At 69.8% G+C, this 26,250-nt stretch carries 22 protein-coding genes and 5 pseudogenes; 16 read left to right on the forward strand and 11 right to left on the reverse strand.

Features of this window, described 5'->3' with window-relative positions; all coding sequences use genetic code 11:
• Window positions 1-2: 2 nt before the first annotated feature.
• Together ACFZCP_RS43495 and ACFZCP_RS43500 are read right to left on the reverse strand one after the other, a co-directional pair.
• Window positions 3-1,451, reverse strand: a complete 1,449-nt coding sequence (locus ACFZCP_RS43495) for an EamA family transporter (RefSeq protein ID WP_391442294.1) — start codon at window positions 1,449-1,451, stop codon at window positions 3-5.
• A 180-nt stretch (window positions 1,452-1,631) separates the two neighbouring features.
• Entirely contained in the window at window positions 1,632-2,762 is a 1,131-nt protein-coding gene (locus tag ACFZCP_RS43500) for an FAD-dependent monooxygenase (protein WP_391442295.1), read from the reverse strand.
• A gap of 140 nt (window positions 2,763-2,902) precedes the next feature.
• On the opposite strand from ACFZCP_RS43500, the pseudogene ACFZCP_RS43505 reads away from it, so the two are divergent.
• Window positions 2,903-3,028 (forward strand): annotated as a pseudogene (locus ACFZCP_RS43505) (TetR/AcrR family transcriptional regulator); the annotation flags it as partial.
• Between the two features lie 477 nt (window positions 3,029-3,505).
• On the opposite strand, the gene ACFZCP_RS43510 reads toward ACFZCP_RS43505, so the two are convergent.
• Window positions 3,506-4,666, reverse strand: a complete 1,161-nt coding sequence (locus ACFZCP_RS43510) for an EamA family transporter (protein ID WP_391442296.1) — start codon at window positions 4,664-4,666, stop codon at window positions 3,506-3,508.
• Between the two features lie 332 nt (window positions 4,667-4,998).
• The gene (locus ACFZCP_RS43515; protein WP_391442297.1) at window positions 4,999-5,424 is read right to left on the reverse strand and encodes an Ohr family peroxiredoxin; all 426 of its coding nucleotides are present in this window, start codon (window positions 5,422-5,424) and stop codon (window positions 4,999-5,001) included.
• Window positions 5,425-5,722: 298 nt separating this feature from the next.
• Between ACFZCP_RS43515 and ACFZCP_RS43520 the strand changes: the two genes are divergently transcribed.
• The 4 genes from ACFZCP_RS43520 (at window position 5,723) to ACFZCP_RS43535 (ending at window position 9,314) form a co-directional block, all read left to right on the forward strand.
• Window positions 5,723-6,658: a helix-turn-helix domain-containing protein gene (locus tag ACFZCP_RS43520; protein WP_391442298.1), complete on the forward strand. Its 936-nt coding sequence runs from the start codon at window positions 5,723-5,725 to the stop codon at window positions 6,656-6,658.
• A gap of 938 nt (window positions 6,659-7,596) precedes the next feature.
• Window positions 7,597-8,247: a hypothetical protein gene (locus ACFZCP_RS43525; RefSeq protein ID WP_391442299.1), complete on the forward strand. Its 651-nt coding sequence runs from the start codon at window positions 7,597-7,599 to the stop codon at window positions 8,245-8,247.
• Window positions 8,248-8,401: 154 nt separating this feature from the next.
• Entirely contained in the window at window positions 8,402-8,632 is a 231-nt protein-coding gene (locus tag ACFZCP_RS43530) for a hypothetical protein (protein WP_391442300.1), read from the forward strand.
• 307 nt (window positions 8,633-8,939) lie between these two features.
• Entirely contained in the window at window positions 8,940-9,314 is a 375-nt protein-coding gene (locus tag ACFZCP_RS43535; RefSeq protein WP_391442301.1) for a heme-binding protein, read from the forward strand.
• Between the two features lie 139 nt (window positions 9,315-9,453).
• On the opposite strand, the gene ACFZCP_RS43540 is transcribed toward ACFZCP_RS43535, so the two are convergent.
• Window positions 9,454-10,470 (reverse strand): WYL domain-containing protein, encoded by a 1,017-nt coding sequence (locus tag ACFZCP_RS43540; protein ID WP_391442302.1) that lies wholly within the window; start codon window positions 10,468-10,470, stop codon window positions 9,454-9,456.
• 198 nt (window positions 10,471-10,668) lie between these two features.
• Here ACFZCP_RS43540 and ACFZCP_RS43545 point away from each other — a divergent pair, with 198 nt between their 5' ends.
• The 3 genes and pseudogenes from ACFZCP_RS43545 to ACFZCP_RS43555 all read left to right on the forward strand — a co-directional run bounded on the left by ACFZCP_RS43545 (window position 10,669) and on the right by ACFZCP_RS43555 (window position 12,643).
• Complete coding sequence (locus ACFZCP_RS43545) at window positions 10,669-11,094, forward strand: VOC family protein (protein WP_391442303.1); 426 nt, start codon at window positions 10,669-10,671, stop codon at window positions 11,092-11,094.
• Between the two features lie 202 nt (window positions 11,095-11,296).
• Window positions 11,297-11,545 (forward strand): hypothetical protein, encoded by a 249-nt coding sequence (locus tag ACFZCP_RS43550; protein WP_391442304.1) that lies wholly within the window; start codon window positions 11,297-11,299, stop codon window positions 11,543-11,545.
• Window positions 11,542-12,643: pseudogene (locus ACFZCP_RS43555) on the forward strand (winged helix DNA-binding domain-containing protein). Before ACFZCP_RS43550 ends, ACFZCP_RS43555 begins: the two are co-directional and overlap by 4 nt.
• Before the next feature lie 74 nt (window positions 12,644-12,717).
• On the opposite strand, the pseudogene ACFZCP_RS43560 reads toward ACFZCP_RS43555, so the two are convergent.
• From ACFZCP_RS43560 to ACFZCP_RS43570, 3 genes and pseudogenes are all read right to left on the reverse strand, one after another.
• Window positions 12,718-12,827: pseudogene (locus tag ACFZCP_RS43560) on the reverse strand (site-specific integrase); the annotation flags it as partial.
• A gap of 643 nt (window positions 12,828-13,470) precedes the next feature.
• The gene (locus ACFZCP_RS43565) at window positions 13,471-13,659 is read right to left on the reverse strand and encodes a hypothetical protein (protein WP_391442305.1); all 189 of its coding nucleotides are present in this window, start codon (window positions 13,657-13,659) and stop codon (window positions 13,471-13,473) included.
• A gap of 127 nt (window positions 13,660-13,786) precedes the next feature.
• Window positions 13,787-14,698: an alpha/beta hydrolase fold domain-containing protein gene (locus ACFZCP_RS43570; RefSeq protein ID WP_391442306.1), complete on the reverse strand. Its 912-nt coding sequence runs from the start codon at window positions 14,696-14,698 to the stop codon at window positions 13,787-13,789.
• Between the two features lie 62 nt (window positions 14,699-14,760).
• Here ACFZCP_RS43570 and ACFZCP_RS43575 point away from each other — a divergent pair, with 62 nt between their 5' ends.
• Window positions 14,761-15,687, forward strand: a complete 927-nt coding sequence (locus ACFZCP_RS43575; RefSeq protein ID WP_391442307.1) for a LysR substrate-binding domain-containing protein — start codon at window positions 14,761-14,763, stop codon at window positions 15,685-15,687.
• Window positions 15,688-15,841: 154 nt separating this feature from the next.
• On the opposite strand, the gene ACFZCP_RS43580 is transcribed toward ACFZCP_RS43575, so the two are convergent.
• Window positions 15,842-16,375: a GNAT family N-acetyltransferase gene (locus ACFZCP_RS43580; protein WP_391442308.1), complete on the reverse strand. Its 534-nt coding sequence runs from the start codon at window positions 16,373-16,375 to the stop codon at window positions 15,842-15,844.
• 779 nt (window positions 16,376-17,154) lie between these two features.
• Entirely contained in the window at window positions 17,155-18,783 is a 1,629-nt protein-coding gene (locus ACFZCP_RS43585) for an FAD-dependent monooxygenase (RefSeq protein WP_391442309.1), read from the reverse strand.
• An 83-nt stretch (window positions 18,784-18,866) separates the two neighbouring features.
• Here ACFZCP_RS43585 and ACFZCP_RS43590 point away from each other — a divergent pair, with 83 nt between their 5' ends.
• Window positions 18,867-19,853, forward strand: coding sequence for an AsnC family transcriptional regulator (locus ACFZCP_RS43590; protein WP_391442310.1), 987 nt, complete (start codon window positions 18,867-18,869; stop codon window positions 19,851-19,853).
• A 172-nt stretch (window positions 19,854-20,025) separates the two neighbouring features.
• Here ACFZCP_RS43590 and ACFZCP_RS43595 read toward each other — a convergent pair whose 3' ends face one another.
• Window positions 20,026-20,769, reverse strand: coding sequence for a TetR family transcriptional regulator (locus tag ACFZCP_RS43595; RefSeq protein ID WP_391442311.1), 744 nt, complete (start codon window positions 20,767-20,769; stop codon window positions 20,026-20,028).
• A 119-nt stretch (window positions 20,770-20,888) separates the two neighbouring features.
• On the opposite strand from ACFZCP_RS43595, the gene ACFZCP_RS43600 reads away from it, so the two are divergent.
• The 6 genes and pseudogenes from ACFZCP_RS43600 (at window position 20,889) to ACFZCP_RS43625 (ending at window position 26,076) form a co-directional block, all read left to right on the forward strand.
• Window positions 20,889-21,938, forward strand: coding sequence for an amidohydrolase family protein (locus ACFZCP_RS43600; protein WP_391442312.1), 1,050 nt, complete (start codon window positions 20,889-20,891; stop codon window positions 21,936-21,938).
• 120 nt (window positions 21,939-22,058) lie between these two features.
• Window positions 22,059-22,385, forward strand: a complete 327-nt coding sequence (locus ACFZCP_RS43605; protein WP_391442313.1) for a DUF3592 domain-containing protein — start codon at window positions 22,059-22,061, stop codon at window positions 22,383-22,385.
• Between the two features lie 972 nt (window positions 22,386-23,357).
• Window positions 23,358-23,477, forward strand: a pseudogene (locus ACFZCP_RS43610) (3-oxoadipate enol-lactone hydrolase); the annotation flags it as partial.
• 787 nt (window positions 23,478-24,264) lie between these two features.
• Entirely contained in the window at window positions 24,265-25,185 is a 921-nt protein-coding gene (locus tag ACFZCP_RS43615) for a DUF559 domain-containing protein (protein ID WP_391442314.1), read from the forward strand.
• 57 nt (window positions 25,186-25,242) lie between these two features.
• Window positions 25,243-25,395 (forward strand): annotated as a pseudogene (locus ACFZCP_RS43620) (GNAT family N-acetyltransferase); the annotation flags it as partial.
• Between the two features lie 453 nt (window positions 25,396-25,848).
• Entirely contained in the window at window positions 25,849-26,076 is a 228-nt protein-coding gene (locus ACFZCP_RS43625; protein ID WP_391442315.1) for a hypothetical protein, read from the forward strand.
• Window positions 26,077-26,250 lie beyond the last annotated feature (174 nt).

Here is a 26,250-nt window from a genome sequence, read left to right on the forward strand (position 1 = left end):
GCTCACTGCTGATGGGAGTGAACGGTCTTGTGCAGCAGGCGTCTGTCCAGGGTGGCAAGCATCTCCGTGCTGTAGTGCGGGTCCTGCCGGCACATTGCCCGTAAAGCTGAGGCCAGTTCGTCGATGACATCTTCGTCCGTCACGCCGCACCATTCCTGGTAGGCGTGGTCGAGGCAGGTGCGCGTGCTGGGGAGATCCTGGTGTGTCGAGGAGGCGTGGAACCGGGCGGCGGTCAGCCACAGCCGGGCGGAGAGGGCGTGGTCCGCGGCGACGCGGGCGACGACGGCGCGTACTTCGATCCAGTGCGTGGCCTCCTTGGACTTGGCGCCGTGGAGGCGGACGGCCTCGTTCTCCAGTTTCCTTATGGTGTCCTCGACCGCCCTGAAGCGTCCCCTGTGCGCTTCGCGCCACAGAAAGGCGTGGATGTCGCCACCGGGTATGTGGTTCAGGGCGAGGAGCGGATGCTGCGGGAAAGCGACGAGACCACGTACCTCGCCTGTGGTGTCCATGTCCGTGACTGTGTCCGTGTCCGTCGCCGGGTCCGCGCGTCGCGCGTCCGCGACCACCACCGCGGTCACTCCCAGCATGATCATGAGCAGTCCCGGCCACGCTGTCGCGGCGGGCAGCTGGCCGAGCCACAGCCAGGCGATGAGCGCGGCCACAGGTGCCTCCAGCAGCAGCAAGATGCTCACCGCCGTGGCCGGCGCCCGCCCGAGGACGAAATTGAGGGAGAACAGGCCGAGCAGCTGAGGAAAGATCAGCAGACCCAGCAGGGCGAGCCAGGTGCCACCGTCGAAGGCGAACAGAGGCGTTCCGGTCACGAGGCAGAGGATCAGCAGCTCCACCGTGCACACCGAGGAGCACAGCACCGAGTACACCATCGTGCTGACATCGGGGCGGGCCTGTTCGCTGATCGCCGTGTAGCCGGCGAGTGCGATCGCGCCCGCGAGGGCGAGCGCGTCACCCACGACCGCTGCGGTGCCCGCCCGCCCGTCCATACCGCTGGCGATCGCCGCGTCCGCCACGGAGACGCCGAGGCCGGCCCAGGTCGCGCGCGGCAGCCGGTGGTCCTGCAGCGTCGAGATGAGGGCCTGCCAGACGGGCTGGGTGGCGACCAGGGCGGTCGCCATGGCGACACTGGTCATCCGGGTGCTGGACATGAAGGTGGCGAAGTGCGCGGCCAGCGCCGTACCGGCGAGAGCGCCCAGGAGAGCACCTCGGCGTTGCTCCTTGCGCACGAGAAAACGCTCGCCGCGGAAAACCTTCCCGAACTCGCGCCGGCGGATCAACGCGACCACCGGTCCGAGGGTCAGGAGCCCCAGCGCGTTGCGGCCCAGCGCCAGCGCGAGCGCGGAGCCGGTGGCGAACGCGGTGAGGGGCGCGGTCGCGGAAAACGCGCCGACCGTCACCAGCACGGCGGTGATGGAGACGGCATCAAGCTTGGTGCGCATGGCGTGGGGGAACCTTGTCGTGATAGGGGGTCAACACCTGCCCATGTGAGGGCGTTTGAGGTCCCCTCCGGCACATCAAATTCACAGGACACTGCCGGTTCAACTTCGCCGGCAGCGGGCCGGGCGAGGGACTGCGGCCCCTGCGCGACCCGGAGGCGGCCGAGCCGGCGAGGGGGGGTATCAGTGGCGGGCGGTCATGTGGGCGAGGGTCTGCTCGGCGCTGTCGGGGGCGAAGGCGCCGTCGATGCCTTCGGCGGCTCCCTCGGCCGCGTCGACGGAGCGGGGGATGAGGATCTTCTCGTAGGCGGTGACGGCGTCGTCGACTGTGGTGTGTTCGGTGAGGGCCTGGGCGAGGTCGGCGCCGTCGCGCATGGCGAGGTTGGCGCCCATGCCGGAGAAGGGGGACATCAGGTGGGCGGCGTCGCCCAGCAGGGTGACGCCGGGGGTGGGTTCCCAGGTGTGGGGGACGGGCAGGGCGAACAGGGGGCGGTTGGTGTAGCCGGTGTCGGTGTCGGTGATGAAGCCGCGCAGGGCGGGGCTCCAGTCGGCGAACCGGTGCAGGAGGGCGTCGCGGACGGCGGCGGGGTCGGTGAGGTCGACGCCGGCCTGCTGGTGCCAGTCCTGGGGGGTGCGCATGCCGACGTAGATGCGGATGTGGCCGCCGCTGTTGCGCTGGGCGACGAAGCCGAGGTTGTTGTCGAGGGCCATCATGGTGCCGTTCCCGGTCAGGGCGGCCAGTGACGGGTGGCGGGTGTCGGCGTCGTTCAGGCCGGTCTCGACGAAGGTGACGCCGGTGTAGATCGGGACCGCGTCCGTCAGCATGCGGCGCACGCGGGACCATGCGCCGTCGGCACCGACGACGAGGTCGGTCTCGGTGCTGTGGCCGTGGGTGAAGTGCAGGCGGTGGCGGCCGTCGCCGAGCGGTTCGGCGCGCTCCAGTTTGTGGCCCCAGCGGACGGTGCCGGGGGCGAGGGAGCCGAGCAGGAGGTCGCGGAGCTGCCCGCGGTCGATCTCGGGGTTGCCCTGGCCGTCCTGGGGCGGGGCGGCGTCGAACAGGATGCGGCCGTCGCGGGTGACCAGGCGCATCTGCTCGCCCTCGGGGCGGGCCAGGGCGGTGAAGCCGGGCCACAGGCCGGTGGCGCGCAGGGCGTGCTGTCCGGTGTCGGGGTGCATGTCGAGGGTGCCGCCCTGGTCGCGGGCGGTCGCGGAGGCGTCGGAGTCGTAGACGGCGACGTCGATGCCGCGGCGCTGGAGGATGCGGGCGCAGGTCAGGCCGCCGGGTCCGGCGCCGATGACGGCGATGCGGTTCATGGTCGTTCTCCTTGTCGCGGGTGTGCGGGGCAGGGGCCGGCACGATCGGGTTCCGTCCGGCTGCTCCACAAAAGCACAACCACCAAATAAGTGCAACGGTGCAACTTTTTGTGTCAGGCACCTTTGTGTACGATGTGACCATGACGACACCTGCAGGACGGCGCGAGCGCAAGAAGGCCGCCACGCGCCAGGCGCTCGCCGACGCCGCCCTGAACCTCTTCATCGAACGCGGCTACGACACGGTGCCCCTGCACGAGATCGGCGAGGCCGCCGACGTGTCCACCACCACCCTCCTCAAGCACTTCCCCAGCAAGGAGGCGCTCGTCTTCGACGAAGAGGCCGACCAGGAAGCCGGCCTCGTCGCCGCCGTCCGCGACCGTGCCCCCGGCGCGACCGTCCCCCAGGCGCTTTGTGCGTACGTCAAGCGCGAGCGCATCCGCGCCGTCGACTCCGGCACCCGCTACGCCGACTTCCTCAACCTGGTGAGGACCACCCCCGCCCTCAGCGGCTACGCCCACCGCATGTGGATGCGCCATCAGGACGCCCTCGCCCGAGCCATCGCCCATTCCCACGGCGTCGCGCCCGACGACCTGCGCAGCGCCGCCCTGGCCCGCTTCGCCCTGGAGACCTCCGCGCTCGCCCCACCGCGCCGACGACCCCGGACGAGCCGTCGAGGTCGCCTTCGACCTCCTCGAACACGGATGGAGCGCCCCGGCCACGCGCGGGTGACGACCGCGACTGACCTACCGCTGCCGACCGCGGTCCGCCCATGCCTCGGCGGGACCGTCGGGGTTCGGCTCCTCTTCCTCCGTACGTGGCATGCGCGGCATGCGCAGGAGCAGGGTGTCGAACGACCCCGCACCGTGATAAGTGAGGGTGGCCGTTGGGCTCTCGTCCCGGGGGTACCTTGCCCAGTCCACTCGAGGGTCCTGTCTGGCGGAGTCCGGGTACGGCGGCGTTTCCGTACTGTGCTGTCTGCCCTGCTGTGCCGTGGCTTGTTCCGCGACGCCGCTCGTCACCACGACCGTGACGCCGACGATGATCAACAGGAGCCCGGGCACGGTCGCGGGCTTGATGCCCTGCCCCATGAACCACCACGCGGCGAGCGCCGCCACGGGGGTCTCCAGCAGGAGCAGGACGCTCATGGTCGTCGCCGATGTCCTGCCGAGGGCGAAGTTCAGTGAGCCGAGTCCCAGGATCTGGGGAAGGACGAGCAGCCCGAGCAGCGACAGTTGCGTGGATCTGTCGAAGCCCGTCAGCGGGATGTGGGCCAGCCGGCAGACGGCGAGGAGTTCCACACCGCAGACCAGCGAAGTGAACGTCGAATACAGCGGTGTGCTCACATCCGCGCGCGACCGTTCGCTCAGCGCGGTGTACCCGGCCTGGGCGATGGCCCCGACGAGGGCGAGCAGGTCCCCCGGCAGCGCCGTGCCGCCGGACCTGATGTCGAGACCGCCCGCCGCGGCCGCTCCCACCACGGCGAGCGTGAGACCCGCCCAGGTCCGGCGGGGCGTCCGGACGCCCTGGCCCGCGGCGATGAGGGCCTGCCAGACGGGCTGGGTGGCGACGAGGGCCGTGGACATGGCGACCGAGGTCAGTCGGGTGCTCGTCATGAAGGACGCGAAGTGGAGGGCGAGCGCCGTGGCCGCGAGGAAGCCGAGGACCAGGGGCCGCCACTGCTCCCGGCGCAGGACGCCGCGCTCACCTCGGGCGACGCGTACCACCTCGCGACGGCGCAGTAACAGCAGGAGCGGCCCGAGTACGGCGAAGCCCAGGCAGTTGCGCCAGAAGGCCATGGCGAGCGGCGAGGCGGAGGCGGCGGCGGTGAGCGGGGCGGTGGCCGAGACGGAGACCACGGTGACTGCCACCGCCGCCATGGACAGCGGATCGAGCCTGGACTTCACGCCTTCGTACCGCCGTCCGCGGTATGTCCGATAGTGGTCACTGGGCACGCGGTTTCTGGGAAGTGGGGATTGCGGCTCAGGGCTTCGCCGGCGGAAGTGAGGCCGTTCGGCGCCGACGTGTCCTCGTCGCTCAGGCAGGCTGCAGGCGCCGGGAGCACAGCAAGGAGTGCGAAGCCGGGGTTGCCGCGCGGCGCGACGGGGAGAGTTCCACCGGCCGAACGCCCCCGGCTGTGGTGGCCAACGGGCCTGGTGGGCACGGCTGCCGCCACCGCGCGGCGGCGGCAGCCTCTGAGGCTCTTCGGGGGCGTCGGCTGTCCGAAGTCCCTGGTCCCTTACTGGACCGTGGCCGTGAGGGTCACCTCGATGTTCCCCCGGGTGGCGTTGGAGTACGGGCACACTTCATGGGTGGCCTTCACCAACTGGTCGGCGGTGGACTGCTCCAGGCCCGGCAGGTGCGCGGTCAGCGACACGGCCAGGGTGAAACCGCCGGCCTTCCGCGCCAGCAGGCTCACCTTCGCCTGCACGGTCGAGGCCGACACTTCGACCCCCTGCCCGCTCGCGATCAGGCGGAGTCCGTTGTGGAAGCAGGCGGCGTATCCGGCGGCGAAGAGCTGCTCCGGGTTGGTCTTGTCGCCGCCGGGGCCGCCCATCTCCTTCGGGACCGCCAGGACTTCGTCCAGGACGCCGTCGAGGGACCGGACCTCGCCGTTGCGACCGTCACCGGTCGACAGGGCCTCGGTGGTGTACAGCGCAGACATGTTGTTTCCCTTTCGTGAGACGCGGCCCGGCCGGTACGCCGGACATCGCGTCCGGGACGTGGTGGGCGGGGATGCCGTGTCCGAGTGAGTCGGGCCGAGCCGAAGCCGGGGCCGCGTGCACGGCGAGGTCGCCATACCGGGTTCCGGGCCGGTGACACCGGTCGGCCCCCGCCCGTGTTCCGTTCCGGGGCCGACCCTGCGTCCTGCTCGTGGCTCCGAGTGTGCTGGCGTCGGCCGCTCGCAGCCTGCCCCTGCCAGGGGCAGGCTGCACGGCGTCCTGGTGCTCGATACTCGGCGCATGGACAAGAAGCCGCGGTTGGGGGAGTTCCTCAAGACCCGCCGGTCGCAGTTGCAGCCGGCGGACGTGGGACTCCCGGATTTCGGAGAGCGCCGTCGCGTGCCGGGTCTGCGCCGCGACGAGCTGGCGCAGCTCGCCGGGGTGGGCCTGTCCTACTACACGCGGCTGGAGCAGGGGCTCTCGCTCAACGCGTCACCGGAGGTGCTGGACGCGCTGGCCCGTGCCCTCGGTCTGGACGAGGTGGAGCGGGCCCATCTGCACGACCTGGCCCGCGCCTCGCGCCGCACCGGCACCCGGCGCAGGCCCGCGCCGGAGCGGGCGGGTGAAACGACCCAGCAGTTGCTCGGCGCGTTCGGCGACGCACCCGCGGTCGTGCTCGGGCGCCGCAGCGACGTACTGGCCTGGAACCGCACGGGACACGCACTGTTCGCCGGGCATCTGGACCCGCACATCCCCGATCAGCCCGACCAGCGCCCGAACACGGCCAGGCTGGTCTTCCTGGACGCGCACACCCGGGACCTCTACGACGCGGACTGGCCTAAGAAGGCCAGGGACGTGGTGGGGAAGCTGCGGCTCGCCGTCGGGCAGTATCCGGACGATCCCCGGCTGGCCGCGCTGATCGGTGAACTGGCCATGAAAAGCGCGGAGTTCACCACGATGTGGTCCGAGCACCGGGTCAGGAAGTGGGACCTTGCGACGTACCGCATGCACCATCCGCTCGTAGGCCGCATGCAGCTCAACCTCCAGACCTTGAACGTCCCGCAGGAAGAGGGCCAGCGCATCGTCGTGGCGACCGCCGACACCGACACCACCTCAGCGGCAGCACTGTGCCTCCTCGCCCAGACCGGCGTTCCGACCGCTGTTCCGACCGTACGGCAGGCGGGACGCACCGAGACTCCGGGATCCCCACGGGACGGGGCGGACAGCCGGAGATAGGCGCCTGTTGCGGAAGCGATGACCGCGCCACACAACGAGACCGGGCCGGCACAAAGGGACGGCCGCCGGCGACTTCGCCGTCTCATTGCAATCCGTTCCCCTACTGCCACATCTCTCCGAACGACCCGCTTCACTCTCTCGACCGTAAGGCCCCTGTGATGACACGCTCGAACAACCGCCGCATACTCCTGGCCGGCGCAACCGCCACGGTGGGCGTCGAGGGCCGAGTTGCGCCGGGTGCGCCACGGACACAGCGAGGCAGCCCCGGTTGATGGCGGCCACCGATCAAGTCGCCTGCATTGCCCGGCCATCAGCGGCTGACGGCGGCTCCAAGATCACCGACAGAGTCAAGCCAGGAGGTTTGGACGGGCGAAGCCGTCTTGATCGCGTCAAGTTTCTGTGATGGTGCGGGTTTTGACTGTTCAGCTGGCCAGTCCGGTGCTCGTCGGAGGTATGAGGCGTCCCCCGAGGCATCGTCACCCTCACACCCGTCAGCGACCACTGGACACGAGCAACCACCCGAGTCGAACGCCTCGACCGGATCCCACCCCTTCTCGCCGCCCTCTCCCTCCCTTTCATCGCCCGCATGCCCTGACGAACTGCGGGACGCCGTCAGGGTGCTCGCGACGCGGCTACTGGAAGCGGTCAACCGCGACGGACACACGCAACGCGCACCGCAAACGCCGAGCAGAACACGATCGCATCCCACAGCCGAGCCCAAGCCGCCAGTCGTCCCCTCTGCCAACCGAGACTCGACGGCCTGTCGAAGGGCACCGGCTCAATGGCCGAGTACGCCGCGGCATGGTGAGTGTGTATACGGCATCCATGTCACAGGTGTGTCTTAACGACCGTTGCCTCGCAACGGGGCTGACGACGGATCTTTCTGGACAGTCGGAAGACCCGCTCAGCGCAAGCAGAACCCATCCCTAGGAGAAGCAATGCACGTTCGGAAGATCTCGGCGCTCACCGTTGCCGCTGTGGCCGTCGGCCTGTCGCTCACGGCATGCGGCAACGGCGGCACCGACAGCACCTCGTCCTCCACCACTTCGTCGTCCGCCTCCCCGAGTTCCGCGCAGTCCCCTACCCAAGCCAGTGCCAAGACCAGCCACGGCTCCGCCCACGCCACGCCGTCGGGCACCCCCAAGAAGTCCGGGGCGAGCTGCACCAACCAGATCAACTACGCGGGAGATCCAAGGTCCAATGCCGAAATCAACACTATCGGTGAACGGACCGGTCACTGCCCGCCGGTGTCCGCCTCCGCCGGGAACGGCGCTGCCAACGCGGGTGACCACCGCACGATCGTCGGCACGCTGGAGTACCTTGCACCCGGCAAGCTGATCGTCAAGCCCCAGGGCGGCGGCACGGACCAGGCGTTCTTGGTCTCCAATGCCACGCAGATCCTCGGCGCGGCCGCGATCTGCTCCGACACCGACGGCCGCGTGACCATCGGCAGTGACGGCTATGGCACCTCCAAGTGCACCGTGAACCAGCTGGAGAAGGCTGCGAAGACCAACAGCGTGACCGTCCGCGTCACCATGAACCCCAAGTCCGGCGGTGCCGAGACGGTCGAGGAGAAGTACCACCCGTAAGCCCCCGAACCCCGCGCCGTACGACTTCTAGAACCTCTTGCCGATGACGCATTATGTGGAATGCGTGGGGTTTCTGGAGCCTGCTGGCACGCCCGCTGCTCACCCAGGAGGTGGCTTTCCTCCCGAGCTGCTCACCACCGGGGAAGGTGGTGCCGTGAAAGCGCTACTGGTGATCATGCTGCTGTCGGGTCCGGTCCTGCTCCTGCGCGCAGGGCACGAAGTGCGCGTGCAGCGCCGGCTGGGCCGCGACGGCGTCCGCGTCACCGGAACGGTGGTTCGGCACGACCGGTTCGAGGACGAGGCCCAGAGCGAGGCCCTGTACAAGGCGGTCTACGCCACGACCGCTGGAAGAACGAGATCGGCCCGGCCGTCTACGCCCTGCTGATTCCCGAGAAGACCGTCGTCACCCGCGTGGTCCCCACCCCAGCCTCACCACTGCGCTGACCCCTCTCCGCTGCCCCTCCCCGGTGGCCCTGTCCGGCACCGCGCCACCCGCACAGCACAGCGGCAAAGGGAACCGTTCATGAGCACCGACGCACTAGAAAGTCCTCCTCCACCTCCTCGATCACCCAGGCCGCCGCCGGCGCACTCATCGCGGCGGTGCACACGGCCGCCGCCCGGATCGGCTTCACGGCGGCCGTCGCCGTCACCCCCCGGGCGGGCATCTCACGGCGTTCGACCGCGCCGACGGCGTGCCCTTCCTCGCCGCCGAGTTCGCCGTCGGCAAAGCCTGGACCGCAGCCTCCTTCCACACCCCCGCCCACGTGTGGAACGACTACCTCGCCAACCCGCGCGTCGCGCCGCTGGCCGGCCACCCGCGCCTGACGGCGGTCGGCAGCGGCTACCCGGTCATCGACAACGGCCGGTGCGTCGGAGGTCTCGGAATATCCGGCGGCAGCTACGAGCAGGACCAGCAGGCCGCAGAAGAGGCGCTGGCCGCCCTCGGGTTCGAGCTGCCCGCCCGCTGGCCGCCCGACCCGGCCCGCACGGTCCGCCCTCACAGCCAGCGAGGGCGGACCGGCAGGTCAGCGCGCGTCTCCCCGGAGAATCAAGTCGAGCAACTCTGAGGCCGCCTTGAGCGCCCGGTGGGGAGACTCGGACTCGGAGATGGCCGTCATCAGGGTCCTTGCCGGCCCACTCCGGCCGCACCGCCTCGGATCTTCGCGCTGCCCAGCGGCCCCGGACCGTGGGCGAGGTGCGCTGGGCTCAGCGGACCGGGGGCGGCGTGGCGGGCCCGTCGGCTGCGGCGTTGGCGTAGCGGCGGGCCAGGTACGCGAAGGCGTCCTTGAGTTCGGCCGGGCCGACGACCTCGATGTCGGTGTCGAACCTGCCGAGGTCGGCGGCCAAGCCCGGCCAGGACCAAGAGCCGAGGATGAGCCGGCAGCGGTTCGGGCCGAGTTCCTCGACGAGTCCGTCGCGGGCGTACGGAGACACCATGGCCGCAGGAAGGCCGAGGATCACCTCGCCGCGGCAGGGCCATTTCCCGGAGCCGTCGGATCCCCGGAACCTGCCGGCGACGAAGGCGGCCACGTCCCCTCCGGGCAGCTCGCGCGGGGTGAAGCGGGGCCCTGTGGGCGTGCGCGGGGTGATCCGGTCGACGCGGAAGGTCCGCCAGTCCTCACGGTCCAGGTCCCAGGCGACGAGGTACCAACGCCCGCCCGAGGTGACGAGGTGATGGGGCTGCACCTGGCGCGGCGGATTCTCGGTGCTGTTCCGGGCGGCTCCCGGTGGGGACGGGGAGGCGTAGTCGAAACGCAGCACCTCGCGGGCGTGTACGGCGGCGCTGAGCGGCATGAGCACGTTGGTGTCGGCCTGCGGGCCCGGCCGGGTCGCGGATCCCGCGACGGCGGTGACCTGGAGGGTGTCGATCCGGCCGCGCAGCCGGGCGGGCATGACCTGCCGGACGGTGTTCAGCGCGCGTGCCGCGCCTTCCTCGATGCCGGCGCCGGTGGTGACGGCGGTCTGGAGGGCGACGGCGAGGGCGACTGCCTGCTCGTCGTCGAACAGCAGCGGGGGCAGCTCCGTCCCGGCGCCGAGCCGGTACCCGCCGTCGGGACCTTTGACGGCCGCGATGGGGTAGCCGAGTTCGCGCAGGCGGTCGACATCGCGGCGCACGGTGCGTGCACTGACGGCCAGCCGTTCGGCCAGCAACCGCCCCGGCCAGTCCCGGCGCGCCTGGAGCAGCGAGAGCAGCGAGAGCAACCGCGCCGAAGTCTTCTGCATGCTTTCCATGATGCCCCGAGAAGCGGACACAACCTGGCCGCTTCCCCTGCGACTGTGGTCACCGAGCAGGGCAAGCAGGCGGAATTCCCGTGACCGTCTTCGGCGGCGAGGGCATCAGGCTCCGCTGTCACAGCCCTGCCGCCGGGCGGCACGCGCAAGACCGCCCGACAGGATGAACCGAGAGGCTAGGAGCCCAGCATGTCCGTCAAAGCCGTGGCCCACCTGAACTTCCGAGGCGATGCCCGCGCGGCACTCGCGTTCTACCAGTGCGTGTTCGGCGGTCACGAGATCGTGGTCACCTACAAGGACGCCGGAAACGTCCAGGACCCCTCCGAAGCAGGCCAGGTGATGTGGGGCCAGGTGGCCGCTGACAGTGGTTTCACAGTGATGGCCTACGACGTGCCCACGCGCATGCCGTGGCACCAGGGCGAGAATGCCTTCTACGTTTCGCTCCGCGGCGAAACGGTCGCGGAGGTCACCGCGTACTGGGAGAAGCTCTCCGACGGCGCGACGGTCGTGCAGCCCCTGAGGCCCGCGCAATGGGCGCCCCTCTACGGAATGCTGAAGGACCGGTTCGGCGTCACCTGGGTCGTGGACGTCGTCAGCGAGTACGACGGTTCCTGACCGCCAAAGCCCGGGTGGCGGGCATCCGCCGCCCGCGCGGTGCCTCGATGACGGCGTGCAAGAAACGGCCCGCTGCCCGCCGGCCGACAGTGGGCCGTGGCAACTGGTCCGGCCAGGAACTGCGGACCACCACCCGTGCTCGGCCGCGGCAGTACCGGTTTTCCACCAGAGCGATACGCGACGCGAAGGCAAGGACAGAGCAGTGAAGACGCGCGCGCTGGGCCGGACCGGAATCCGGGTCAGCCCCTACTGCCGCACCCTGGAACACCTCGATGACCTCCTCGCCGGGCCCGAAGTCACCGTCGATGAGGAGGTCTTGGATCGCATCGACCAGATCGCGGCGCCCGGATGTGACATCGGCCCGCTCGACGTGTCCTGCACCACGCCGGCCCTCACCCACGCGGCGCTGCGTCGGCGACCGGTCGGCGAACGCGCGGCGGTGAGCCGATGACCGTTCTCGGAACCCGGGCGCTGGGCCGTGCCACGCTCGCCCGGCAGCTGCTGCTCGACCGCGCCGACCTGCCGGTCCTCGACGCCGTCGCGCACCTCGGCGGCCTCCAGGCACAGGAACCGCAGGCGCCGTTCGTCGGGCTCTGGTCGCGGCTGCGCTCCTTCGACCCGGCCGTCCTCTCGGACCTGCTGACCGGGCGGAGCGTGGTACGGACCCACCTCATGCGCCGTACCGTCCACCTACTCAGCGCCGACGACGCCCTGGCCTGGCGCGCCCGCCACGAGACCATGCTGCGCCAACGGGTACTCGGCACCTACCGTCGCGAACTCGCCGGGACAGACCTCGACGAACTCGCGGCAGCGGGCCGGGCGGTGATGGCCGACGGCGAACCCCGCTCGATGGGCGAGCTCGCGCGGGCGCTCGCAGGGCGCTGGCCGGAGCCGGGGCCGAGGCCACTGGGCGAAATGCTGGTCGCCGCCCTCCTCCCGATGGCACAGCTGCCACCGCGCGGGCTGTGGCGGACAAAGGCAGGCGTGCGCAACGCCATGCTCTCCTCGTGGCTCGGGCGTGAGATCGCCCCGCCGTCCCCGGACGTCTCCGATCCCGTGGGCCAGGCACTCGTACGGCGCTACCTGGCCGCCTACGGCCCCGCCGCCTCAGCCGACCTGCGTGCCTGGTGCGGACTTGCCGGACTCCCGGCCGCGGTCGCCGCGCTACGCGAAGAGCTGGTCACCTTCCGCGACGAGCGGGGCCCGGGAACTGCTTGACCTCCCCGACGCACCGCGCCCCGACCCCGACACACCCGCCCCGGTGCGGTTCCTGCCGGCGTTCGACAACGCGATCCTCGGCTTCCACGACCGCAGCCGGATCATCGACGACGCCCACCGCGGCCTGTCCGTCGCCGGCGAACGCGTCGTCCTGCTCGACGGCCGGGTCGCCGCGACCTGGACCGTCAAGGACGACACCGTGACCGTCACCCCGCTGCGCACCTTCTCCCGAGCCGAGCGCACCGCCGTCGCCGAACAGGGGCAGATGCTGGCCTCGTTCCTCTCCGACCACGAAAGCCACCGCGTTCAGATCGCCGCGTTCTCCCCCTGAGCCGTGCACCCGCGAACTGCTCCTCCTCAGCACGGGATGGCGCTACACCGATGGCAGGACCGGTGTCCCCAGAAGGTGGCCGGGCACACGTCTCGGGGGCTCACGACCTTGCCCGGTCCCTGGCGGCGGTGGAGACGAACACCGGACCGCGCGTCGGCCCCTTCAGCAGCCGTGGCAGGAGCCGGGTGCCGGAACGGGGACTCGATCGGGTCCCGGTCGATGACGTTCTTTGGCCGGCAGATGCTCATCCCCGTCCCTCGCCTCAGCCATCCACTTCAGCTCATGTGCGGTGATCAGCCGCTTGAACCGCAGGTGGGCGGTCCGCTCGATCGAGGTCACAGACAGCCCCGGGCCCCGACAACAGCTCCCCAACACCACCAACGACGCTCAGCCGAACGGTGACGGGCCGGGCGTTCAGGGGTTGTGAGCTGCTGTCGGCTTGCTGAGCTGGAGTGAGTTGTGGTGAGTGGGAGTGAGTGCGGTCGGTGGGTTTGCGGGGTGGGGAACGGGGGTTCTGGGGCCGAATGGGTGACCTTCGCGGCTGTGGCTCGTTGGGCTGTGTGGAAGGCGTCCGGCCTTGCGGGAGGGGGTGACGTGGTGGATGGTGTGCGGGAGTTGGCGGCGTCCTTCGTGGTGCCGGGGCCTTGCGGGGGTGGCGATCCGCGACCGCCTGAAGCACCTCACGCCCCGGGACGAGGAAGTCCTCCGCTTGGTCGGTGAGCACCAGGGCCGTACGGGACGCGAATGCGGGAACCCAGCGCATCCAACACCGTTCGGGATGCGCCCAGAACGCAGCAGTGGGTCCAGGACTCACTCATGCACACTGGTTAGGAACGGTGGTTGGCCTTGGACGCGATGGCCACAACCGTGGCGCCGGATCGGCGCAGCAGCTGTACGGCGATGCTGCCGACCCGGCCGGCCGCGGCCGAGACGGCCACCACCTCACCCTCACTCACGCCCACCGCTTCGGTGGCGCCGAACGCAGTGGCGCCGGCGACGTACAGCGACCCGGCCACCTCCCAGCTCAGCGCCGCCGCCCTGGGGCACCACCTGCGTCTCGGGCACGAGGACGTATTCGGCGTGGCCGGCGCGCTCTGTCCCGGCCGCCGTAGCGATCGAATCGCACCGCGCGCATGGCCGTGGTCATGGTGAGCTTCCCGGCGTGAATGCCGCGTGCAGGAACTCGGTCACCTGTCTGAGCGCGGCCTCGCCTTCCTCGAGCGTCGCGGCGAAAGCCTGGAACAGGTGCGGGACATGGGGGGTGACCTGGAGGGTGACCGGGACGTCGTCCGCGGCCGCGCGGGCCGCGAGCCTGACCGCGTCGTCGAGCAGCAGCTCGTTCGACCCGGCCTGGATCAGCAGCGGCGGCAGGCCGCGCAGATTCGCGAACACCGGGCTGATCAGCGGATCCGCAGGGTCCGCGGCACCCGTGTAGTCCTCGGCCCGGACGGCGATGGCGTCAGGGGTGAACGACGGGTCGACCGCGGTCTTGGTCGTCATGCTCGCGCCGCTCAGCGTCAGGTCCGCATACGGCGAGAAGAGCACGCCGGCGGCCGGCATCGGCAGGTTCAGCTCACGCGCACGCACCAGCAGGGCTGCGGCAAGGCCGGCGCCGGCGGACTCGCCGACCATGGCGATTCGTGCCGGGTTGCCGTGGTCTGTCTTGGCGAGCAGGGCGCGGTAGGCGGCCAGGGCGTCGTCCAGCGCGGCCGGGAACGGGTACTCGGGCGCGAGCCGGTAGTCGACCGAGAGCACCCTCATCCGGGTGCGGCGGGCGACGTTCGAGGCCAGACCTGCCGAGGTGCGCGCCGAACCGAGCACGTAGAAGCCGCCGTGGAACCACAGCAACGTGCCGTGCGGGGTGACGCCGTCGATGCCGATCTCCAGTACCGGGACCTCGCCCAGCCTGCCGGGGGTGAGCACCACGTCCTCGGGCAGTGGCCGGGAAGTGAGCATCCGGGTGAAGACCTCGCGCTGCTGCACAGGGGCGCCGCCGACGTCGAGCGGGCCGTTGCGGAAGAGGGTGTCGAGCGCGTCGCGCTGTTCTTTACTCATGGCTCCAGCGTCGTTCGGCCAGGGACTATGCGGCAATGCCATATGTTGCATACGCTGTATGCGTGCCACGTATAGAGTCGGTGGACCTGAACCTGCTGGCGCCGCTGCACGCGCTGCTCGAGGAGCGGCACGTCTCCCGCGCGGCGGACCGGCTGCGCATGAGCCAGCCCTCGATGAGCCGGGCCCTCCAGCGCCTGCGCGCCACCCTCGGCGACGAACTGCTCGTGCGCGGGCCCGGCGGATACCAGCTCACCCCCCGCGCCGAACGCATCCAGACCGAACTGCAACACGCGCTGCCAAGGCTCGAACACGTCTTCTCCGGTGAGGAATTCGACCCGGCGACGGCGGCACGCTCGTTCCACCTGGCCGGAACCGACTACACGGTCTCCGTGCTCAGCGGGGCGCTGCTCGCCCGACTGTTCGAGCAGTCACCGGGCTCGACCGTCCTCTTCTCCCGCTGGCACCATGCCGTGTTCAGCGATGCCGAGCATGGCATGGTGGACCTGCTCGTCCACGGCGGTTCGGCTCCGCCACCGCTGCGCTCGCAGGTGCTGTTCGAAGAGGGCTACGCCTGCCTGGTCTCCAGCCATCATCCGCTCGCCGGGCACCCTGCCGTGTCGTTGCAGGACTATCTGGAGTGCACGCACGTCGTCGTCGACGTCACCGACGGACGGCAGGGGCACGTCGACCGGTGTCTCGAGTCGCTGGGCAGCCCCAGGAGGGCGGGCGTGACCGTGCCCTACCACGCGGCCGCGGCCGCCGCGGTGCCGGGAACCTCACTGGTGGCAACCCTGCCGGCGAGCTTGGCGATCCAGCACGCGTCGCCGGGGACCACGACCGTCATTCCGGCACCGAGCGAGATCGGCCCGATGGGCTACGCCATGTCCTGGCATCCCCGCCTGGACCACGACGCCGCCCAGCGCTGGCTCCGCGACACGATCATCACCACGCTCAACGGGACCCCGCCCGGCTCGGTGACGAACCCATGAACTAATGGCGTACAAGGTTCTACTGGATGGGGCGCTTGCGGTGGGACTCATGAGTTCGTGGCCTGGCACGCAGCACGCAGCACGCAGCACGCAGCACGCAGCACGCGGGTGGTGGCTGTCGTACTCGGTCGGGATGATCGATGGCCCGGCCGGTTCATGCCTGGAATTCGGTGAGATCGATGGCGTGAACGCGCAGGGGGTAGCCGTGCACCGGGTGTGCCGTCTCCCGCTCAGGCACCATGCCGAGCTTGCGGATGACGTTCTCGGAGGCGTTGTCACCCACCCGGTTGACACTGATGACGCGGTCCAGGCCGCGGTCCTGGAGCGCGAACTCCAGCGTGGCGTGGGCGGCTTCGGACGCGTATCCCTGGCCCCAGAACTGTGAGCCGATGCGCCAGCTGATCGCCACGGCGGGCATCACCTCCGGCAGGAACTCGGGCACGGACAGTCCCGCGAAGCCGATCAGTTCGCCCGAGGCCAGCAGCTCGACGGCGAAGAGTCCGAAGCCCTCCTCGTCCCACTCCTCCTCCCACCGCTCGATGTCCTCGGCCGTGTGGTCCAGGTCGCGCACCGAGCCGTCGTCGATCCAGCGCATGACCCGGGGGTCCGCGTTGATGTCCGCCATCGGCGCGAGGTCGTCGTCGTGCCAGCTGCGGAGGAGGAGACGGGGCGTACGGATCTCGGTCATGCCCCCATCCTGCCGAAGGCAAGCGCCTCATCGGTAATCCGGCGCTCGCCTGCGCTGCCGCTCCGGAACCACAAGCGTCAAGCTGCCTGCACCACACACCGTGACAGGGGAAACACCGGGCCGACGGCCGGGCGGACGACGTGCCACTTCGGCAGCGCGGTCGACAGATGTGACCGAGTCGGCGGCAGCCTGCCGTGGCACCGAGATCATTCCCGGAATCGCGGGCAGAGCCAACTTCAAGGGTTCTCCTCACCGGTCAGTTCGGAACCTCGAACAGCGGCAGTGGAGGCGCACTCACCCCCGGCGACTGACGCGGAGCATCGTCCGTCGTGAGCTGGATCATCCGCCTGCGCGGCAGCGCGACCGACTGCCCCCGGACAAAGCGCGAGGTCGTGGGGCGCACCTTGTGATCGGCAAGCCGCCTCCGGCCAACCGCACCCGCGATCGGATGCGCCGCGACCGACCGGCCGCCACACCCCGGCAGTTCCGCGGGGCACTTCATCCGGGGGAGCGCCCCACGTTTCGTGGTCTGTGACATACCGCCAGGTGCGCGATGGCACCGTCACCCGCCAGGGATGCAGCGAAGGCTCCCGGCGCCGGGGCGGTGGCACCGGGCCTGACCACCCACCATGGACTCAGCAGTCACAGCCGCACTCATCACCGCGCCCATCGCCGTCCTAGCTGCCGCCGCAGCGTACGCGGCAGGCAAGGGGTAGGGGCGCGGCAACGCAGAAGCCATTCGCCGCCGGGACCAGCGGGGGCCGTCTCAGTGGCCGGTGTCAGCGTTGCATCGCTTGCCGCAGCGCGGCCTCCAGGGCCTCGCAGGGCGTGTCGGCGAGGTGGGCGGAGCGCCAGCTCACGACGCCGTCGGGTCGGACGAGCACGGCTCCGGTCTCGCTGATGCCGCAGTTGTCCTCGAAGCTCGCACCGGGTGCCAGGGTCTGCGGGGTGAGGACCACGGTGTCCAGGAGAGCGCGGCCGGGGTCGAGGCTCCGGGCTGCCTGCGCCCAGATTCGGCCCTGCCGGCCGATCAGGAGTGCGTGGCGTCCGCCGCGCACCAGGTCGAGAGTCGAGGAGCCCGCGTCCGTGCCCTCGGCGAGCGGGAGGTGTGGCAGTCGGGTGCCAGGTTCGCCTCGCCAGCGCTCGGGTTCGTCGGCTGGCGGCAGCGGCGCCTCGGCGCGGGGCGCGACGGCGTCGGTGGCGGGGTAGCGGTAGCCGAGCGCCACAGCGGCTTCGCTGAGCAACAACTGTTGCTTTTCGGCGCAGTGTTCGCGGATGCCGGCCAGGCGCGCCACGGCCTGTCGTACCGTCAGCTCCGCGACGGGGCGGCGTTCCGGCTCGTACCGGTCGAGCAGTCGCTCTCCGGCGTCCCCGCGCAGTACGGACACCAGCTTGGCGGTGAGGTTCCAGGCGTCCTGGATGCCGGTGTTGGCGCCGAACCCGCCCACGGGAGGGCAGACGTGGGCGGCGTCGCCGACGAGGAACACCCGCCCTACGCGGTAGGTGTCGGCGACCCGGGCAGCCATCTGCCACGGGCGGGCACCGGTGATCCGGAAGCCGGAGGTGGGCAGCCCGAGCGCTGCGGAGACGATGGCCCGGCAGCGGTCGGGGGTGAACACGGTGTCCGGATCCGTGGTCGAGGGGTCGTAGCCGACGGAGACGGCTCCGGCGTCCTGGCCTGTGCTCCAGGAGATGAACGGGCGGCCCGGCTGCTCGGCGAAGGCCAGGGCCAGGGCGCGGCCGTCGAGCAGCGGGCGCAGGTCTGCGGTGAACGCCAGCTCCATGGCGGACGCGAGGACCTGGTCACCGCTTCGGGTTATCCCCAGGCCGTCCCGGATCGAGCTGGCGCTCCCGTCCGCCGCCAACAGGTAGTCGGCCTCAACCGTGTAAGGGGCGCCGCGGTCGTCGAGTACCCGGGCCGTGACGCGCGGCCCGCTCTGCTCCCAGTCGACGAAGTGGTGCCCGAAGCGCAGGTCCGCGCCGTCGGCAGCCGCCCGCATCCGGAGCACGCGCTCGGCGTCCCCCTGCCTGACCATGGCGCCCTGGCACGGGGAGACGGCGCTGTAGTCGTCGGCGGCTGGCAGGCGCCAGCGTCGGATCTCGGCGCCGGCCAATGACTCCACGACGGCGGCGTACTCGCTGCGGGGACGGTCGCGTTCGATCGCATAGATGTCGTCGGCGGCTCCGACGGCCCGGTACGCCTCCATGGTGCGCGGGTAGAACAGTTTGGCGCGCAGCCGGGGCGAGATGCCGGTGTGCCGTTCGACGAGGATCGGTGTGACGCCGCGTGCGGCGAGGAAGAGCGCGGCGGAGACGCCCACGATGCTGCCGCCCACGATCAGGACCGACGCGCGGTCCGGGGCCGCGCCGTGCGGCGCCGGTGATGAAGTCGCAGTGTTCTCGTTCATGGGCCGATCGTCGGCCCGTGGATGGTGTGCATCCATCCAGCCCCCGTATGGTGGGCAGATCCGATGCGATGAAGGAATGCCTGATGCTTTCCGCCGGATTCGACAGCACCGACGTGCAGATCCTGCATGCGCTCCACGTCGACGGACGCGTTCCGTTCTCCCGGGTCGCCCAGGTCATCGGCGTGTCGGATCAGACCGTCGCCCGCCGCTACAGCCGCCTGCGGTCATCGAACGCCCTGCGCGTGTGGGGCCTGGTGGACCGGACCAGGCTGGGCCATGTGGAGTGGCTGGTGCGCATCCGCTGCACCCCGGACTCGGCGCAGGCGATCGCGCGGTCATTGGCCCGGCGCAGCGACACCTCGTGGATCAGCCGCACGTCAGGCGGCACCGAACTGGTCTGCGTGACCACCGCAGCCACCCCTGATGACAGCCTGCTCCTGCGGGACCTGCCCAAGACGGCGCGCGTCCTGGACGTCACCGCCCACTGCCTGCTCCACATCTACTCCGGACGCGCCGCGGGGATCGTCACCAAGCTGAGCGCCCTCACGCCCGAACAGGTCGCGCAACTGCGCCCTGTGGAGCCGCCGGCCACCGACCTGACGCGGCCCGTCGACCTCGACGGCCTCGACCGGCACCTGCTTGGCCTGCTGAGCGACGACGGCCGCGCCACCACCGCCTGGCTGGCCGCGCAGACGGGTGCCTCACGCTCCACGGTGCAGCGGCGGATCGCTGAACTGCGCGCCGCCGGAGTGCTCTACTTCCACGTCGACGCCCGGTGGTCCATGCTCGGCCTCGGTGTGCGCACGCTGCTGTGGCTCTCGGTCAAACCCGCGCAGCTGGAACGCGTCGGGCTCGCCCTCGCCGAACACCCCGAGGTCGCCTTCGTCGCCGCCACCAGCGGGGCCCTCAACCTTCACGCCTCGCTGGCAACGCGCGACATTCCCGCGCTGTACACGTACCTGAGTACGCGGATCTCCACCTTGCGCGGCGTGCAAAGCGTTGACAGCGCCCCGGTGCTGCAGACCTTCAAGGGCGCTGCCGGCCTGCACGGCCCCGCCACCGACACCTGAGCGGTTCCATGACAGCCGGCGCTTCCCGCGTCGAGAAGTAGCTCCCGGCAACCTCGCCCGGTGATCTCACGAGCCGTCAGCCCTGGGAACACAGGCACTCACCAGCATCGGATCCCCGGCGCGCCTGCTCGGGTTCGGCCCGTCGGCAGGTCGACCCGCACGGGCATCCAAGCTATCCCTCGGCGGCTAGGCGGTCGAGCCATTCGCCGAGGAGGTGTTGCTCGGCGCTGCTCAGTGATGTCTGTTCGGGCAGGAGGGTACGCAACGCTCGGGCGGCACCGGCGGGGCTCGCATCGTGCACGGCGGGTTTCTCGTTCGTGACGGCGGTGACCATCGACTCGCGCATCGCGGTCAGCAGGGCCGGGTCGCGTTGATCGTCGGGGAGCGACAGCCAGGTGAGCACGGCGCCGCGCGCGGTCGCGTGGATCAGGGCTGCCGCGAGTTTCTCCTCGACGCGCAGCCAGCCGCCGGCGGCGAGGCGGCGGATGCGGCCTGTCAGGATCTGCATGCCGGCTGCGAACGCCGCGGACGTCGTGCCGCGTCTGGGCTCGCCGTACATCAGCGCGTACAGAGCGGGGTTGGCGAGTCCGAACTCGACGGCGAGGTCCCATCCCGCGCGCAGATCCTCGACGGGGTCACGTGGATCGGCGTCGAGGTGTTTGGCCGCCAGGAACGTGGCGTATCCGTGCTCGGCCACCGCCTCGAGCAGCCCGTCCTTGTCGCCGAAGTGGCGGTAGATCACCGGAGGCTGCACCCCGGCCGCCGACGCCACCGCGCGGGTCGTCACCGCGTCGCGCCCTTCGCGTGCGAGCAGGTCCGCGGCGGCCTCGACCACTCGCCGGCGGATCAGCTCACGGCCGGTGCCCACTGCCCCCGATTCGGAGGCAGGCACGTCATCGCTCGTCCCATCAGCCATGAATCAACGATATCGCCGAGGCTGTACCGCTGCAAATATCGGTGATACGGTCCACTTGATTCCACTGGAAACATGAGCTGGTGGATGCGGCTCGCCCGTGCCGGAACAAGGAGCATCAAGTGCCAGAGAAATTGCGGATCGTAGGACTTGAGGAACACGTGGCCCTGCCGGTACTGCTCGACGCCTGGGCGAAGGCGGGAATACCGCAGATCCCGCAACTCGGTTACGGCGACGAGCCGTTCGCCCAGAGGCTGCGGGACGTCGGCGAACGGCGGCTGGCCGACATGGACGACCAGGGCCTGGACGTCGCGGTGCTGTCACTGGCCACACCCGGCGTGCAGAACCTCCCGGCCGCGGACGCCATGAGCGTCGCACGCGAAGCCAACGACGCCCTGGCCGACGTCGTCAACAGCAACCCGGACCGGTTCCAGGCGTTCGCGGCCATCCCGACGCCGGCGCCCGAGGCAGCCGCGGCAGAACTGGAGCGCGCGGTCACACAGCTCGGCTTCCGCGGCGCCATGCTCTACGGGCGCACCGGCGACAAGCTGGCCGACGCCCCGGAGTTCGACGACCTCTACGCCACTGCCGAACGGCTGCGAGTCCCGCTGCACTTCCACCCGCAGACCCCCGTGCCCGCGGTCCTGGACGCCTACTACTCCGGCTTGGGTCAGGTCGGCATGGGGCTCGCGACCGCCGGGCTGGGCTGGTACTACGACCTCGGCGTGCAGTACCTGCGGATGATCTTCTCCGGCGTGTTCGACCGCCACCCCGGGCTGCAGGTCATCGCGGGGCACTGGGGCGAGGTCGTGCTGTTCTACCTCGACCACATCGGGATCATGGCGCACAACGCGAAGCTCGAGCGGCCGCTGGCCGCCTACTTCCGCGAGAACTTCTGGGTGGCCGGCAGCGGCACGGTCAGCGAACGCTACCTGCGATGGACGGCGGAGGTCGTCGGCACCGACCGCATGCTGTACTCGACCGACTACCCCTACACCTTCGGGACGCGGCCCGGCGGGTTCCCCTTCCTCGACACCAGCGGCGGGATCGCCCGGTCATTCCTCGAACAAGCACCCTTCACCGAAGAGGACAAGGCCGCTATCGGCTCCGGCAACTGGGAGAAGTTGACCGGACACCTCGCAGCACAGCGCGGACATCAACAGTCGGCTTGATGCGCATACAGCCGGCCTGATCGGGGTGGCGCGAACCGGGCGGGCGCCTTCGACGTCCTTCACGGGAAGGCTCTCGCGCCGGTTCTCACCGTGCACCGGCGCGCATGGCACCAAGTGCGCGTGCAGCGCCGGCTGGGCCGCGACGGCGTCCGCGCCACCGGAACGGTGATTCGACACGACCGGGAAACCGCCGACGACGCCGGCGGGTGCTTCCCGGTGGTGGCCTTCACTGACGCGGCCGGTCGGACCAGGGAACGCCGCAGTGCCCACTCCGGCACCCGTCGATGGCCCATCGGCCGTCAGGTGCCGGTGCTGTACCCGCCCGGCGCTCCGCAGACCGCCGTGATCGACACGCGAGCGCAGAAGGCAGCCGTCGCCGGCGTCCTGGTCGTCGTCGGAGCGGCCTTCACAGTGGTTCCGCTGCTGCTTCTGGTGGGTGTCCTTTGACAGGTGGTCGGAACCGTCTCCTGACGTCCACGTGGTCCGAAACGACGCCGTTTGCGTAGGCGGGGTCCTTGTGGTCCGGGTGCGTCGATTGGCGTTCGTGACACGCGTGTGACAGGACAGGCGATGCAGAGTCCCGGCTGGCGCGGGTCAGCCGGGGGTTCTGCCGCGTGCTGAGTCTGGAGTGCGCGGCCGTCCTCGCTGAACTCCGCGAACCCGCTGGCGCCCGTCTATGCCGGTCACGAGTGGGCGAAGAGTCAACTCATTGTCAGCCCGTCCAGGCCGCGTTGAGCGCCGGTTCGGGCGAAGCCGCCCGGGAGTGATCGGGCGGTGCCGTTGTGCCGGGATCAGTGGGACGGTTGCGCAGTGCCGTTCCGGACGGGGGCCTGATTCATGACACCTTTGACCGAAGTGTCTCGTGCTGGACTTGTCGGCTGCCGTTGCGGGACGGTGCCTGCTGTCACCGAGCCGCAGGGCGTGTCCCCCTAGGGGCCTTGCCGTCTATTCAGGCGCCGTCACGGTTCAGACCGCCCGACCGGGCCGGCACCATGCGGGAGGCGGACCACCATGACACCCAGACGGCGCGGCACCCACTCCGCCAGCACAGGCCCGCCCAGGCGAGGTCGTCGTGGGGGTGGACATGCACGGCGAGGTCCATGTCGCCGCAGTGGTCTGCCCACTGGGTCAGATCCTGGGTACGAAGTCCTTTCCGGCAACGGCGGTCGGATACGGGCGGCTGCTCGCCTGGGCCCGCAGGCTGGGGACGGTGCGCCGGGCCGGTGTGGAGGGCACCGGCACTTCGATGCGGGTCTGTCCCGCTATCTGCCGGCGCAGCACGTTCAGGTGTTCGAGGTGAACCGGCCACCGAGAACCGCACCGGCTACCAGCGCAGGCCGGCAGAGAGCGATATGCCGCCCGCGAGGTCTTCAACCTGGTCAAGTCGGTCTCTACCGACCCCCTGTTATAGGGGCGTCCGTGACAGATGAGAGGCTCAGGCGGGTGAGCGAGACACCACCGAACACCCTGCAATACCGCCTCGACGGGCCGGAGGACGCCCCCGTCCTGATCCTGGGTCCCTCACTGGGCACGACCTGGCGCAGGTTGTAGAGACCGTCCAGGGACATCTATGCCAGTCCAGCGCGGGCATGAAACCGCAGGTCAGGGCTTCCTGGTCCGGGAGCGGCTGCCCAGTTGGTGATGGCTATGTGATAGACGGGTGATACGGCGAGGCCCCGTCGAGGACCATCCTGGTGGGGCCTGCGCGCGGAGCCGTGAGACGACGAAGCCGCACCGGAGCTCTCCGGTGCGGCTTCGTAGTGAGTGCGGCTGCGCTGTCGGGCGCGATGTGGTCGGTGCCTCATGCGGCCTGTCCCGGTGACGCTTTTGGGGTGCGCCTACTTTGCGATTGCACTCGCCTATGCGCCTAAGAAGCCGGTTTCGTCAGGTGTTCCGTTGTGCTGAGCTGCGGATGGTGCGGTTCCTACTCTCGTTGAGCTGAGCGGCCTGGGCATCGTAGGTCTCCTTCAGGCCGGCAGGTGTCTGCCCTGCAGCTGGGCGCTTGCGTTCCTTCGCCGTCCACTGGTCGGTGGTGAAGAAGGCGATTAGGTAGATGCCGTTGCGGTGCCCAGCGCGGCGAGGTGGTCGTCGGCGTGCTGGGTTTGCATGGCGGTTTTGATCTTGTCGTGCCAGTTGCCCCTTACTTCGACGAGGCTCAGCAGCGCGAGAGCTTCAAGGATCTGGTGCAGGCAATACGTCGACGTCGGCCTGCACCATCGCGACAGCCACGCCATCCGGTAACGGACGTGATCAAACCCCGGACGGACAGACCACCCCTGTCGTACCGTCACACCACAGAACAGCGTCAACTCGCCCAGGAGCTCCAGTGCCGTCCATCTATCTCGCCGGAAAGATCGGCCCAGGCGACTGGCGTTACGACCTGATCGGCTACCGGCTCCGCGGAGCCTGGGAGGTAGACGATGACCACCCCTCCGAGCCGTGGCCCGTCCTGAAGCGCGGCGTTCTTGGCTTCTTCGACTACGTTGGCCCGTACTTCGTCAGCGACGACCACGGCTGTGGCCACGGCCCCAATACCCACGGTTGCGGCAATGACGGCGCTGTTCCCTGTTTCACCTACGAAAACCTGCCCAAGAGGAATCAGGTACGGGAACTCTGCCTCTCGGCCATCGACACAGCAGACATCGTGTTCGCCTGGCTCGACGACCTCACCGCCTACGGCACGCTCGTCGAGATCGGCTACGCCAAGGGACGCGGCAAGACCATTGTCATCGCAGCACCCGAGACACCCCAGACCTTCGGATGGTTGTCGGAGGCCAACGAGGTTGGTATCGGGATCGCGGACAGCGCCACCAACGATCTGTGGTTCGCCTTCTCTTACGCCTCAAGCACCATCGCCGCCGCGACTCCCCTTGAAGCCCTCAAGGAGGTCGTACGCCTATCCCCCGATCTTGAGTCCCCTATCGAGCAGGCATTCTGGGGGGCCTACGTGCAACAGATGCCACGTGAGTTGAACGGCCTGAGGGCTCAGCACCCAGTCTTCGGCGGTCGGTACCGCATTGACTTCGCTTTGCCCAAACAAAAGATCGGCATCGAACTCGACGGGTACGCGTGGCACTCCAGTCCCGAAGCCTTCACCCGAGACCGGGCCAGGCAGCGCGAACTCGAACTCGACGGCTGGCGGATCGTCCGCTTCAGCGGCTCGGAGATCATCAAAGATGCCGACGACTGCGTCCGTCAGGCCGCGGCATTCGCCGCCAGCATCGAACGCGACCGACCAACCTCTTGAATCCCCAGGACACACCCGCTACCAGGGGAGACATGGCGGTCCAACCGATAGAGACCCGTCCTCGCTGTACCGGAGCTCGACCTGCTGTTCGTCGCTGACGAAGCGCAAGGACGGGGCATTGGACGACTGCTCGTCGCGCACGTGCAGTCCGAGGCCCGTGCCGCCCGGCTCGACCGTGTGAAGGTCGTGTCGCACCTTCCCGCCGAGGACTCCCTTCGATCCTGTCCTCATGGACAGGGCGAAGGCGTCTGTGTGCTTGTGGAAACCTTGGTCAGGGGCGTCGGTCGGTCGGCTCGTCCAGCCTGGGCGGGGCCACGGGCGACTCAGCCCTGGATACCTGGTCGGGTGTGGTGGCTTGGTGGCCGTGGAGTCGATAGACCATTTCGTCAGGACAACGGTCCAGGCGGGCCTGGCGCCAGGCGATGTCGTAAGACAGAGGGGTTGCGCTGCGCCGTTGAATAAGCAGGGCTCGTAGGCTCGTCAGGGGGGCCAACAGTATCCGCCACAGGGCGAGCTTCATGGGTGCGCCCTTCGGGATGCTCCTTCAGACCCGGACATGTCCACTGGCGCGATGCTGTTGGGGAGACTGCCGCCGTTGAGAGCCTTGAGGGAGTCAGACAGTACGAGCATGGCCTGCTGTCGCTTCTCGATGTCCGTAAACCCTTGGCCGACCTGCTCCCACTGCTGCAGGAGTGGGAACCACCATCGGTCGCAGGAGCAGATCAGACGAGCGAGGCGCTGGAGTTCGGCAACGTGATCGTCGCCCAGCGCGCCTGGGGTGTGGTGCTCCAGTTGGTCCAGGACGACGAGGTCGGGGTGGTCGTAGAGGTTCTCCTTCAAGAAGCGGAGGCGGCGGATGCGTTGCTCGTCCGCCGTCCGCTGTGCCAGTAACTCCTGTGCTGCGGTGGGCAAACCGAGAACTGCGTGGACGATCAGCAGGCAGTAGCGCGGCGCACGGCGAGGCAACTGGCCTAGGTGTATTGCCCTGTGAGGTTGGGGACGCGGCTGGCGGGTGGTTGGCCCTTGAGCGCGGTGTGTCCGCGGTGGTGATTGTAGGTGTGCAGC

Source organism: Streptomyces sp. NPDC007971 (assembly GCF_042958635.1).
Classification (GTDB): domain Bacteria; phylum Actinomycetota; class Actinomycetes; order Streptomycetales; family Streptomycetaceae; genus Streptomyces.